General features: G+C 71.7%; 12 protein-coding genes and 1 pseudogene. 6 read left to right on the forward strand and 7 right to left on the reverse strand.

The window, feature by feature from the left end; all coding sequences use genetic code 11:
- Positions 1-45: 45 nt before the first annotated feature.
- The 5 genes and pseudogenes from acs to AC4IHM_RS15010 all read left to right on the forward strand — a co-directional run bounded on the left by acs (position 46) and on the right by AC4IHM_RS15010 (position 5,558).
- Positions 46-2,001, forward strand: coding sequence for an acetate--CoA ligase (acs, locus tag AC4IHM_RS14990; RefSeq protein ID WP_490867536.1), 1,956 nt, complete (start codon positions 46-48; stop codon positions 1,999-2,001).
- A 253-nt stretch (positions 2,002-2,254) separates the two neighbouring features.
- On the forward strand, positions 2,255-3,679 hold the full coding sequence (nhaA, locus tag AC4IHM_RS14995; protein ID WP_490867537.1) for a Na+/H+ antiporter NhaA: 1,425 nt from the start codon (positions 2,255-2,257) through the stop codon (positions 3,677-3,679).
- Between the two features lie 129 nt (positions 3,680-3,808).
- Positions 3,809-4,298 (forward strand): annotated as a pseudogene (locus AC4IHM_RS15000) (phage holin family protein).
- Entirely contained in the window at positions 4,295-5,248 is a 954-nt protein-coding gene (locus AC4IHM_RS15005; RefSeq protein ID WP_490867538.1) for an alpha/beta fold hydrolase, read from the forward strand. The pseudogene AC4IHM_RS15000 and the gene AC4IHM_RS15005 overlap by 4 nt, the downstream one beginning before the upstream one ends.
- A gap of 127 nt (positions 5,249-5,375) precedes the next feature.
- Positions 5,376-5,558 (forward strand): hypothetical protein, encoded by a 183-nt coding sequence (locus AC4IHM_RS15010; RefSeq protein WP_490867539.1) that lies wholly within the window; start codon positions 5,376-5,378, stop codon positions 5,556-5,558.
- 39 nt (positions 5,559-5,597) lie between these two features.
- Here the strand turns inward: AC4IHM_RS15010 and AC4IHM_RS15015 are convergent, their stop codons facing one another.
- Genes AC4IHM_RS15015 through nth form a run of 3 tightly spaced genes read right to left on the reverse strand, consistent with a single transcriptional unit; the run spans position 5,598 to position 8,633 of the window.
- Positions 5,598-6,797 carry a MarP family serine protease gene (locus AC4IHM_RS15015; protein WP_490867540.1) on the reverse strand — a complete coding sequence of 400 codons (1,200 nt, stop codon included), beginning with the start codon at positions 6,795-6,797 and terminating at the stop codon, positions 5,598-5,600.
- A 47-nt stretch (positions 6,798-6,844) separates the two neighbouring features.
- Positions 6,845-7,555, reverse strand: coding sequence for an NUDIX hydrolase (locus tag AC4IHM_RS15020; protein ID WP_490867541.1), 711 nt, complete (start codon positions 7,553-7,555; stop codon positions 6,845-6,847).
- A 52-nt stretch (positions 7,556-7,607) separates the two neighbouring features.
- Positions 7,608-8,633 (reverse strand): endonuclease III, encoded by a 1,026-nt coding sequence (nth, locus tag AC4IHM_RS15025; RefSeq protein ID WP_490867542.1) that lies wholly within the window; start codon positions 8,631-8,633, stop codon positions 7,608-7,610.
- A gap of 369 nt (positions 8,634-9,002) precedes the next feature.
- Here nth and AC4IHM_RS15030 point away from each other — a divergent pair, with 369 nt between their 5' ends.
- Entirely contained in the window at positions 9,003-9,677 is a 675-nt protein-coding gene (locus AC4IHM_RS15030; RefSeq protein ID WP_003975365.1) for a Crp/Fnr family transcriptional regulator, read from the forward strand.
- Positions 9,678-9,688: 11 nt separating this feature from the next.
- Here the strand turns inward: AC4IHM_RS15030 and AC4IHM_RS15035 are convergent, their stop codons facing one another.
- From AC4IHM_RS15035 to sp36, 4 genes are all read right to left on the reverse strand, one after another.
- The gene (locus AC4IHM_RS15035; RefSeq protein ID WP_490867543.1) at positions 9,689-10,534 is read right to left on the reverse strand and encodes an MBL fold metallo-hydrolase; all 846 of its coding nucleotides are present in this window, start codon (positions 10,532-10,534) and stop codon (positions 9,689-9,691) included.
- Entirely contained in the window at positions 10,531-11,451 is a 921-nt protein-coding gene (locus AC4IHM_RS15040; RefSeq protein WP_490867544.1) for an NUDIX hydrolase, read from the reverse strand. The genes AC4IHM_RS15035 and AC4IHM_RS15040 overlap by 4 nt, the downstream gene beginning before the upstream one ends.
- A 111-nt stretch (positions 11,452-11,562) precedes the next feature.
- On the reverse strand, positions 11,563-12,033 hold the full coding sequence (locus tag AC4IHM_RS15045; RefSeq protein ID WP_490867545.1) for a RidA family protein: 471 nt from the start codon (positions 12,031-12,033) through the stop codon (positions 11,563-11,565).
- Complete coding sequence (sp36, locus tag AC4IHM_RS15050; RefSeq protein ID WP_139131402.1) at positions 12,030-12,185, reverse strand: Sp36 family protein; 156 nt, start codon at positions 12,183-12,185, stop codon at positions 12,030-12,032. Before sp36 ends, AC4IHM_RS15045 begins: the two co-directional genes overlap by 4 nt.
- Between the last annotated feature and the right edge of the window lie 74 nt (positions 12,186-12,259).

A 12,259-nucleotide genomic window follows, 5' to 3' on the forward strand; every position in this document is an offset into this window, starting at 1 on the left:
CTGTGGCCTGGGACACAACGGACAACCCTGAGAAAGGGAGATGTCGTGAGCAACGAATCCTTGGCCAACCTGCTCAAGGAAGAACGCAGGTTCGCGCCCCCCGCCGACCTGGCCGCGAACGCCAACGTCACGGCGGAGGCGTACGAACAGGCCAAGGCTGACAGGCTCGGTTTCTGGGCCGAGCAGGCCCGTCGCCTGAGCTGGGACCAGGAGCCGGCCGAGACGCTCGACTGGTCGAATCCGCCGTTCGCCAAGTGGTTCAAGGACGGCACGCTGAACGTCGCCTACAACTGCGTGGACCGGCACGTGGAGGCGGGCAACGGCGACCGCGTCGCCATCCACTTCGAGGGCGAGCCCGGCGACAGCCGCTCCATCACCTACGCCCAGCTCAAGGACGAGGTCTCCAGGGCCGCCAACGCCCTGCTGGAGCTGGGCGTGCGCAAGGGCGACCGGGTCGCCGTCTACATGCCGATGATCCCCGAGACGGCGATCGCGATGCTGGCCTGCGCCCGTATCGGCGCCGCGCACTCGGTCGTCTTCGGGGGCTTCTCCTCCGACGCCCTCGCGACCCGCATCCAGGACGCCGACGCCCGGGTCGTCATCACCGCCGACGGCGGCTACCGGCGCGGCAAGCCGTCCGCGCTCAAGCCGGCCGTCGACGAGGCCGCCGACCGCGCCGGCATCGTCGAGCACGTGCTCGTCGTGCGCCGCACCGGCCAGGACGTGGCCTGGGACGACTCCCGCGACAAGTGGTGGCACGACACCGTCGACCGGCAGTCCGCCGAGCACACGCCGGAGGCGTTCGAGGCCGAGCACCCGCTGTTCATCCTGTACACGTCCGGCACGACGGGCAAGCCCAAGGGCATCCTGCACACCTCCGGCGGCTACCTCACGCAGACGGCGTACACGCACTGGGCGGTCTTCGACCTCAAGCCGGAGACCGACGTGTACTGGTGCACCGCCGACGTCGGCTGGGTCACCGGGCACTCGTACATCGTCTACGGCCCGCTCGCCAACGGCGCGACGCAGGTCATGTACGAGGGCACCCCGGACACCCCGCACCAGGGGCGGTTCTGGGAGATCGTGCAGAAGTACGGCGTGACGATCCTGTACACCGCGCCCACCGCGATCCGGACGTTCATGAAGTGGGGCGACGACATCCCCGCGAAGTTCGACCTGTCCTCGCTGCGGGTCCTCGGCTCGGTGGGCGAGCCGATCAACCCCGAGGCCTGGATCTGGTACCGCAAGAACATCGGCGCCGACCGCACCCCGGTCGTCGACACCTGGTGGCAGACCGAGACCGGCGCCATGATGATCACGCCGCTGCCGGGCGTCACCCACACCAAGCCCGGCTCCGCCCAGCGCGCGCTGCCCGGCATCTCCGCCACCGTCGTCGACGACGAGGCCAATGAGGTGCCCAACGGCGGTGGCGGCTATCTGGTCCTCACCGAGCCGTGGCCGTCGATGCTGCGCACCATCTGGGGCGACGACCAGCGGTTCATCGACACGTACTGGTCGCGCTTCGAGGGCAAGTACTTCGCCGGCGACGGCGCCAAGAAGGACGAGGACGGCGACATCTGGCTGCTGGGCCGCGTCGACGACGTGATGCTCGTCTCCGGCCACAACATCTCCACCACCGAGGTCGAGTCGGCCCTCGTCTCCCACCCCTCGGTCGCCGAGGCGGCCGTGGTCGGCGCGGCGGACGAGACGACCGGACAGGCCATCGTGGCCTTCGTGATCCTGCGCGGCACCGCGGCGGAGACCGAGACCCTGGTCACCGAACTGCGCAACCACGTCGGCACCACGCTCGGCGCCATCGCCAAGCCCAAGCGGATCCTGCCGGTGGCCGAGCTGCCGAAGACCCGCTCCGGCAAGATCATGCGGCGTCTGCTGCGCGACGTGGCGGAGAACCGGCAGCTCGGGGACGTCACGACCCTGACCGACTCCACCGTCATGGACCTCATCCAGACGAAGCTTCCGGCGGCGACCAGCGAGGACTGAGCCGTCCGCTGCCCAGGGCACCCGGCGGGAACACGCCGGGTGCCCTTCGCGTGTCCCGTATCCCCGTCGTGCCCCGTGTGCAGCGGCCCCCGTCGCTCCCCGGGCACCGCCACCGTTACGGAGATCACCCGGCCTTCCCGCCCAAGCTGGGTAGGCTGAGCAGCAGGTAGGAGCCTCGACAGGCTGCTCAGGGTGCGCCGGGAAGTCTGGTCGGCATGTGTTCCGTGCTGCCCACTTGTCGGAGGTTCCCCCCGTGACCGCGCCCCGCTCCCCCCGCAAGGCCTTCGGACGTCTGTCCCTCCCGGAGCGGAACCATGTCGCGGAAGCGCTGCGCACCGAGACCGTCGGCGGGGTCCTGCTGCTCGTCGCCGCGGTCGCCGCGCTGATCTGGGCGAACACACCGGCCCTGCGCGACAGCTACGCGAGCGTCAGCCACTTCCACTTCGGCCCCGGGACCCTCGGCCTGGACCTGTCGGTCGCGCACTGGGCCGCCGACGGATTCCTCGCGCTCTTCTTCTTCGTCGCCGGTGTGGAACTCAAACGCGAACTCGTCGCCGGTGACCTGAGAGACCCGAAGGCCGCCGCGCTCCCGGTGGTGGCGGCGCTGTGCGGCATGGCCGTACCGGCGCTCGTCTACACGCTCACCAACACCGCGGGCGGCGGCTCCCTGGCCGGCTGGGCCGTGCCCACCGCCACCGACATCGCCTTCGCGCTCGCCGTACTCGCCGTCATCGGCACGTCGTTGCCGAGCGCCCTGCGCGCCTTCCTGCTGACGCTCGCCGTCGTCGACGACCTGTTCGCGATCCTGATCATTGCCCTCTTCTTCACCGACAGCCTCGACTTCGCCGCGCTCGGCGGCGCGGCCGTCGGCCTCGTCCTCTTCTGGCTGCTGCTGCGCGGCGGCGTGCGCGGCTGGTACGTGTACGTCCCGCTCGGCCTCGTGATCTGGGCCCTGATGTACAACAGCGGCGTCCACGCCACCATCGCCGGTGTCGCGATGGGCCTGATGCTGCGCTGCCACCGCCGCGAGGGCGAGGAGCACTCGCCGGGCGAGCGGGTCGAGCACCTTGTGCGCCCGCTGTCGGCGGGCCTGGCCGTTCCGCTGTTCGCGTTGTTCAGCGCGGGCGTGGGCATCTCGGGCGAGGCGCTGGCCGAGGTGTTCACCATGCCGGAGACCCTCGGTGTCGTGCTCGGGCTCGTCGTCGGCAAGACGCTCGGCATCTTCGGCGGCACCTGGCTGACGTCCCGCTTCACCCGGGCCTCGCTCAGCGACGAACTCCGGTGGGCCGACGTGTTCGCGGTGGCGACGCTGGCCGGCATCGGCTTCACGGTCTCGCTGCTCATCGGCGAACTCGCCTTCCAGGGCGACGCGGCGATGGCGGAGCGGGTGAAGGCCTCCGTCCTGACCGGCTCGCTCATCGCGACGGCCCTCGCGGCGGTGCTGCTGAGGATGCGGAACGCCAAGTACCGAAGGATGATCGCGGACGAGGAGCGCGACGAGGACCTCAGCGGCGTCCCGGACGTTTACGAGCAGGACGACCCCGCGTACCACCTGCGCATGGCCGCCATCCATGAGAGGAAGGCCACCGAGCACCGCCGGATCGCCGAGGAGATCGAGTCGGCGCGGCTTGCCGAAGTGCCGGGCGGGGCAGGCGACGAGGGCGGCGGTCCGGCATGATCTGACGAGACGGTACAAAAGAACGGGACCGTACGCGGTCGTACCGAAGCCGGTCGGACCGAAGAGGCCGGGCCGGGGACGACGCCACGGAACCGTACACAGATGAGCCAGCAGAAAAGGGAGACCGCGATGAGCGCACCCGACGGCAGCCCGGTCGGCACCGAACGCAGCATCGGCCGGCTGTTCGCCTCGGCGACCACCGAATTGTCGGCGCTCGTGCACGACGAGATCGCGCTGGCCAAGGCGCAGCTGAGGCAGGAACGTCAAGCGGGGGGCGACCAGCGGCGGCGTGTTCTCGGTGGCGGGCCTGCTCCTGCTGTTCTCGCTGCCGATGCTGAGCTTCGCGCTGGCCTACGGCATCAGGACTTGGAGCGACTGGAATCTCGCGGTCTGCTTCCTGCTGTCCTTCGCGGCAAACGTCCTCGTCGCCGGCCTCCTCGCGCTGATCGGCCTCGTCTTCGCCAAGAAGGCCAAGAAGGGCCGCGGTCCGCAGAAGGTCGCCGCCTCGGTGAAGGAGTCGGCGGGCGTGCTCCAGAACGCCAAGCCGCACCCGCGTCCGGAACTCCCCGCGGACCGGTCCCCCGAAGCCATCGAGGCTGTGGCACGCTCGTCCTCATGACGGACCCCGCCACACCATCGGCGCAACACCCTTCCTCGGTCGTTCGGCCGGCCATCCCCGGCGGGCGCGAGGTGACCCACCGGGACGTCGCCGCCAACGGCGCCCGCTTCCACATCGCCGAGCTGGGTGACGGGCCGCTGGTGCTGCTGCTGCACGGCTTCCCGCAGTTCTGGTGGACGTGGCGGCACCAACTGGTGGCGCTCGCCGACGCCGGATTCCGCGCGGTCGCCATGGACCTGCGGGGCGTCGGCGGCAGCGACCGCACCCCGCGCGGCTACGACCCGGCCGGCCTCGCCCTCGACATCACCGGCGTGATCCGCTCGCTCGGCGAGCCCGACGCCGCGCTGGTCGGCCACGACCTGGGCGGCTATCTGGCCTGGACGGCCGCCGCGATGCGGCCCAAGCTCGTACGGCGGCTCGCGGTGTCCTCGATGCCGCACCCGCGGCGCTGGCGCTCGGCCATGCTCGGGGATGTCCGCCAGAGCCGGGCCGGCTCCTACATCTGGGGCTTCCAGCGTCCCTGGATCCCCGAGCGTCAACTCACCGCGGACGACGGCGCGCTGGTCGGCAGGCTGATCCAGGAGTGGTCCGGGCCCCGGCCGCTGGACGAGGAGGCGGTGACGGCGTACCGCCGCGCCATGTGCGTCCCCTCGACGGCGCACTGCTCCGTCGAGCCGTACCGCTGGATGGTGCGTTCCCTGGCCCGTCCGGACGGCATCCAGTTCTACCGGCGCATGAAGCGGCCGATGCGCGTGCCGACCCTGCATCTGCACGGCTCGCTCGACCCCGTGATGCGCACCCGGAGCGCGGCCGGGTCCGGGCAGTACGTCGAAGCGCCGTACCGCTGGCGGCTGTTCGACGGGCTCGGGCACTTCCCGCACGAAGAGGATCCGGTCGCTTTCTCGACCGAACTGATCAATTGGCTGAAGGATCCCGAACCCGATCGGTGACCGAACGGACGCGTCCGGTACGCGAACCGGAATGCCCGTCCCATGAACGGCCACTTGCCCGGTGCATAGGCCAATTGGGGACCTCGAGAACGGTTATCGACCTTGGGACGGGGGCACACGTCCGGGTATGGGCTGGACGCACGACTACAGTGACGTAGCACGCGACGGCCGCTCCACGAGCGGCGTGAGCACCCACCGGCGAGGTGGCACCCCGCGACTGGCGGGTGCGGATCTACGGGTGGGCATCCCGCGCATCCTGCGCCGCCGGGCCCGCTGGGTCACCGTGCGCCTGCGCCATCCACGCGGCTGACCCTCGGCCGGCCCCGGCCGCCCGCGTCCTCCGCGATCTCTAGAGGGCACACCTGTCGCTGTCCACCTGCTGGTTGGCGGTACGGCCCTTGGTGATGTCCTCGCGGATCTCGTCCACGGCGAGCGCGTAGCCCGTCTCGGGGTCGTCGAGGGACTTGGCGAAGACCACGCCGTACACCTCGCCGCCGGGCGTCAGCAGCGGGCCGCCCGAGTTGCCCTGACGGACGGTCGCGTAGAGCGAGTAGACGTCCCGGCGGACGGTGTCGCGGTGGTAGATGTCCGGGCCGCTGGCCATGATGCGCCCGCGCACCCGGGCGGCGCGGACGTCGTAGGCCCCGTTCTCCGGGAAGCCCGCGACGATCGCGTCGTCGTAGCGGCTCGCGTCCCGGTCGGCGAACCGCAGCACGGGCGCGTCCAGTTCCGGCACGTCCAGTACGGCGATGTCGCGCCGCCAGTCGTAGAGGACGACCGTCGCGTCGTACTTCCTGCCCTCGCCGCCTATCTGCACCGTGGGCTCGTCGACGCCGCCCACGACATGGGCGTTGGTCATGACCCGGCGGTTGTCGAAGACGAAGCCGGTGCCCTCAAGGACCTTGCCGCAGTCGGGGGCGGTGCCCATGACCTTGACGATGGAACGCTTGGCGCGCAGGGCGACGGGGCTGCCCGCCAGCGCCGGGTCGGGCGCCTGGACCTCGGGGATCTGCTCGCTGGCGAACGGGTTGAAGACCTGCGGGAAGCCGTTCTGCGCGAGGATGGAGGTGAAGCCGTCGAACCAGGTGGTGGCCTGATCGGGCATCACCTCCTGCATGCCCAGCATCAGCTTGGACTGCCGCACTTCCTTGCCGACCGTCGGCATCGTGGTCTGGGCGAGCGCGGAGCCGATCAGCCAGGCGACCAGGAGCATGGCCACGACGTTGACCAGGGCGCCGCCGGTGGCGTCCAGGGCGCGGGCCGGGGACCAGGTGATGTGCCGGCGCAGCTTGTTGCCGAGGTGGGTGGTCAGGGCCTGGCCGACGGAGGCGCAGACGATGACGATGACGACCGCGACGACGGCGGCGGTCGTGCTCACCTCCGCGTTGTCCGTCAGGGCGTCCCAGAGGACCGGGAGCAGATAGACGGCGACGAGACCGCCGCCGAGGAAACCGATCACCGACAGGATGCCGACGACGAAGCCCTGGCGGAAACCGACGATCGCGAACCAGACGGCGGCCAGCAGCAACAGGATGTCCAGCACGTTCACCGATTCAGGCCCCGCCTTGTCGTCCTACGCTCACACCGGTCACCCTGTCATGACCGCCAGTCCAGCGGGACCTGCTTCTCTCTGTCCCAGGGCCGCTCCCAGCCCGCGAAGTGCAGCAGCCGGTCGATGATGCCGGCGGTGAAGCCCCACACGAGTGCCGATTCGACCAGGAATGCCGGGCCCCGGTGGCCCCGGGGGTGGACGGCCGTGACCCTGTTGGCGGGGTCCGTGAGATCCGCCACGGGGACGGTGAAGACCCGCGCGGTCTCATTGGGATCGACGACGCCGACCGGGGTGGGCTCGCGCCACCAGGCCAGCACCGGTGTGACGACGAAGCCGCTGACCGGGATGTAGAGCTTGGGCAGGACGCCGAAGAGCTGCACACCGGCCGGGTCGAGACCGGTCTCCTCCTCGGCCTCGCGCAGGGCGGCCCGCAGCGGCCCGTCGCCCAGTGGGTCGCCGTCCTCGGGGTCGAGGGCGCCGCCCGGGAAGGCCGGCTGGCCGGCGTGCGAGCGCAGCGAGCCGGCCCGCTCCATGAGCAGCAGCTCGGGGCCGCGGCCGGCCGCCGCCTGGCCGTCCTCGCCCCCGCCGAAGAGGATCAGGACGGCGGACTGGCGGCCGGCTCCGTCCTCGGGCGGCAGAAAGCGGCTCAGCTGGTCGGGCCGCACCTTCTCGACGGCCCGCGTCACCGGCTCCAGCCAGCCCGGCAGGCCCTCCTTGCTGAGGATCCCGCCCCGTGTGTCGCTCGCCCGCGTCATAGCCGCCCCCGTTCTGCCGATTCCAACGCCCTACGCCCCCGAGATCGTTCCGTCACCCGGCACCCAGCGGGGGCGCCGGGATGCCGCCCGCGTCCAGGTAGGCCTGCGGGGGCTTGAGACGCTGGCCGGGGAAGCCGCCCTTCTCGTACTTCAGCAGCTTCTTCGCCTTCTCCGGGTCGGTCTCGCCCTCGCCGTACGCCGGGCAGAGCGGGGTGATGGGGCAGGCCCCGCAGGCGGGTTTGCGGGCGTGGCAGATCCGGCGGCCGTGCCAGATCACGTGGTGGGAGAGGTCCGTCCAGTCGCTCTTGGGGAAGAGCGCGCCCACGGCGGCCTCGATCTTGTCCGGGTCCTTCTCGGCGGTCCACTGCCAGCGGTGCACCAGGCGCTGGAAGTGCGTGTCCACGGTGATGCCGGGGCGGCCGAACGCGTTGCCGAGCACGACGAAGGCGGTCTTGCGGCCGACGCCGGGCAGCTTGACCAGGTCTTCGAGGCGCCCGGGGACCTCGCCGCCGAAGTCCTCCGCCAGGGCCTTGGACAGCCCTATGACCGACCTGGTCTTGGCCCGGAAGAAGCCGGTCGGGCGCAGGATCTCCTCGACCTCCTCCGGGTCGGCGGCGGCCAGGTCCTCGGGGGTGGGGTACTTGGCGAAGAGCGCGGGGGTCGTCTGGTTGACCCGCAGGTCGGTGGTCTGGGCGGACAGCACGGTGGCCACGACCAGCTGGAACGGGTTCTCGAAGTCCAGCTCAGGGTGGGCGTACGGGTAGACCTCCGCGAGTTCGCGGTCGATGCGGCGGGCGCGGCGGACCAGCGCGGTGCGGGACTCGCCGCCCGGCGGCTTCGGGGCGACGGTCTTCGCCGGGGCGACGCCCTTGACGGCGACGGTGGCCCTCTCCGGGGCGATCGCGGGCTTCTTGGCGGGCGCCTGCCGCTTGAGGGGCGCCTCGGCCCTCTTGGCCGACGCGGACTTCCTGGCGGGGGCCGCCCTCTTCGCGGGGGCCGCCCTCTTCGCCGGTGCGGCCTTCTTCGCCGACGCCGTCTTCTTCGTGGGCGCCGGGCTCTTCTCGGCGTTCTTCCGCACGGCACCCTTCTCCGCGGTCACCCTCTTGGCAGGCGCCGCCCTCTTTGTTGCTTTCGCCGTTTTCCTACCGCCATCGGGGCCTTGTTCGCCCACAGCGGAATCGCGACGTACACTCACCCGCGCAGCCCCCTAGGCCTGTGCTCTCACCGGCGATTTGGACACCCGGCCAGCCTACGGCCCGGCACGGACATCCGCCCCGGACCACGAAGATCGGCGTCCAATTGGACCCCTGCCGCGTACCCCAGGACACCAGTGCGGCATCCTTGTGACAGATCACACTGTTTGGACTGTCCGGCAAAATGGGCACCACGGACCCCTGGTACACCGGGGGAACAAGATCCTCTGAGCCGGTCGACAAGGAGAGAACTCGTGGACGACGTTCTGCGGCGCAACCCGCTCTTCGCGGCGCTCGACGACGAGCAATCCGCGGAGCTTCGCGCCTCCATGAGTGAGGTGACCCTCGCCCGCGGCGACACCCTGTTCCACGAGGGCGACCCGGGAGACCGCCTCTACGTGGTCACGGAAGGCAAGGTCAAGCTCCACCGCACGTCCCCCGACGGCCGCGAGAACATGCTGGCCGTCGTCGGCCCCAGCGAGCTGATCGGTGAGCTGTCGCTCTTCGACCCGGGCCCGCGCACGGCGACCGGCACCGCGCTGACCGAGGTCAAGCTGCTCGCCCTCGGCCACGGCGACCTCCAGCCCTGGCTGAACGTCCGCCCCGAGGTGGCCACCGCGCTGCTGCGCGCCGTCGCGCGCCGCCTGCGCAAGACCAACGACGCCATGTCCGACCTCGTCTTCTCGGACGTGCCCGGCCGGGTCGCCCGCGCCCTGCTGGACCTCTCCCGCCGCTTCGGCGTGCAGTCCGAGGAGGGCATCCACGTGGTGCACGACCTGACGCAGGAGGAGCTGGCCCAACTGGTCGGCGCGTCCCGCGAGACGGTCAACAAGGCGCTGGCGGACTTCGCCCAGCGCGGCTGGCTGCGCCTTGAGGCCCGCGCGGTGATCCTGCTGGACGTGGAGCGGCTCGCCAAGCGCTCCCGCTGACTCCGTCCGCCCTACTCGGGCGCCCACTGGATGAGCCCGTGCTCGTCCAGGTACTGAAGCTGCGCCCGCACCGACAGTTCCGCCGCGGGCCACAGGGAGCGGTCGACATCCGCGTACACATGGGCGACGACCTCGCCCGGTGTGCGGTGGCCGTCCTCCACCGCCGTCTCGATCTGGGCGAGGCGGTGGGCGCGATGGGCCAGGTAGTACTCCACGGCACCCTGGGCGTCCTCCAGGACGGGCCCGTGGCCCGGGAGCACCGTGCGCACCCCGTCGTCGACCGTGAGCGACCTGAGCCGGCGCAGGGAGTCCAGGTAGTCGCCGAGTCGGCCGTCCGGGTGAGCCACCACCGTCGTACCGCGGCCCAGGATCGTGTCGCCCGTCAGGACCGCCCCGTCGGCCGGGAGATGGAAGCACAGGGAGTCGGCCGTGTGCCCGGGGGTCGGTACGACCCTCAGTTCCAGGCCGCCGACCCCGATCACGTCCCCCGCGGCCAGCCCCTCGTCGCCCAGCCGCAGCGCCGGGTCCAGGGCCCGTATGTTCGTGCGCGTCAGCTCGGCGAACCGGGCGGCGCCCTCCGCGTGGTCAGGATGGCCGTGTGTCAGGAGCGTCAGCGCGACGCGCCTGCCCGCCCGCTCGGCCATGTCGACGACGTGCCGCAGATGGCTGTCGTCCAGCGGGCCCGGGTCGACCACGACGGCCAGGTCGGAGTCGGGTTCGGCGAGGATCCAGGTGTTCGTGCCGTCCAGGGTCATCGCGGAGGCGTTGGGCGCCAGAACGTTCACCGCGCGCGCGGTGGCCGGGCCCGACAGGACACGGCCCCTGGGCTGGCCCGGCAGGGCGGCCGCGTCCGTCATGCGGGGCCTCCGGTCGGGTCGGAAGGCATCGGGGCCGCCGGCGCCGGTGCCGCGCTCGGCACGTGCTTGGTGAACTCCTCGTGCCCCGGCCAGGAGAGCACGACCTCGCCGTCGGCGAGCCGGGCCCTGGCCAGCACGGGCGTCATGTCGCGGCCCGGAGCCGACGCGAGCGCCTCGGCCGCCGCACCGCATGCCGCGAGACCGCGCAGGGTCGCGACGGTCGGCGGCATCATCAGCAGCTCGCCCCTGTCGTACCCGGCCGCAGCCTCCACCGGGGTGATCCACACGGCGCGGTCGGCCTCGGTGGAGGCGTTGCGGGTGCGCTGGCCCTCGGGGAGCGCGGCCACGAAGAACCAGGTGTCGTAGCGCCGGGCCTCGAACTCCGGGGTGATCCAGCGGGCCCAGGCGCCCAGCAGGTCGGAGCGCAGGACGAGGCCCCTGCGGTCCAGGAACTCCGCGAAGGACAGCTCACGGCCGACCAGGGCGGCCCGGTCCGCCTCCCAGTGCGGTCCCGTCGTGTCGCCGACCACCGAGTCGCCCCTCGGACCGGCAAGCAGGACGCCCGCCTCCTCAAAGGTCTCCCGTACGGCCGCGCAGACGATCGCCTGAGCGTCCGCCTCGCCGACGCCGAGCCGATTCGCCCACCACGCGCGCGTGGGGCCCGCCCAGCCGATGTCGCGGTCGTCGTCGCGCGGGTCGACCCCGCCGCCGGGGTAGGCGTACGCACCCCCGGCGAACGCCATGGAGGTACGGCGGCGCAGCATGTGGACGGCGGGGCCGGTGCCGGTGTCTCTCAGGAGCATGACGGTGGCCGCGCGCTTCGGGGCGACCGGGGTGAGGGTGCCGTCCGCCAGCGCGCGGATGCGGTCCGGCCACTCCGGTGGGTACCACTGGCCGTTCGCCTGCCGATTCGCCATGGCCGGAGGCTATCCGGTGACGGGCGGATGTTCGAGTGGTCCCCGGGGCGGAGCGACGGGGGCGGGTCGGTCGCCGGCCCGGCAACGCGGGCCCCGGCGGCCGCCCTCCTCCTACGCCTCCGGGACGAGTTCCACCTGGACCTCGACCTCCACCGGCGCGTCCAGCGGCAGTACCGCCACGCCGACCGCGCTGCGGGCGTGGACGCCCTTGTCGCCGAGAACCTCGCCGAGGAGTTCGCTGGCGCCGTTGATCACACCGGGCTGGCCGGTGAAGTCGGTCGCGGAGGCGACGAAGCCGACGACCTTCACCACGCGCGCGACGCGGTCGAGGTCACCGGCGACGGACTTCACGGCGGCCAGGGCGTTCAGCGCGCAGGTGCGGGCCAGGTCCTTGGCCTCCTCCGGGGTGACCTCGCCGCCCACCTTGCCGGTGACCGGAAGCTTGCCGTCCACCATGGGGAGCTGGCCGGAGGTGTAGACGTACGGGCCGGACCGCACGGCCGGCTGGTACGCGGCCAGCGGCGGGACGACCTCGGGCAGCGTCAGGCCCAGCTCGGCGAGCCTCGCCTCGACGGCACTCATGCCTTCTCCCGCTTCAGGTAGGCCACGAGCTGCTCGGGGTTCGGTCCCGGCACGACCTGGACCAGCTCCCAGCCGTCCTCGCCCCAGGTGTCCAGAATCTGCTTCGTGGCATGGACGAGCAGCGGCACGGTTGCGTATTCCCACTTGGTCATGCGGCCGACTCTAGCCGTTGCCGGGCACCCCCTCGGCGGGCCGGCCGCGACGACGTTGTCCACAGCCTCCGGGG

This window comes from Streptomyces sp. SL06, assembly GCF_058244745.1.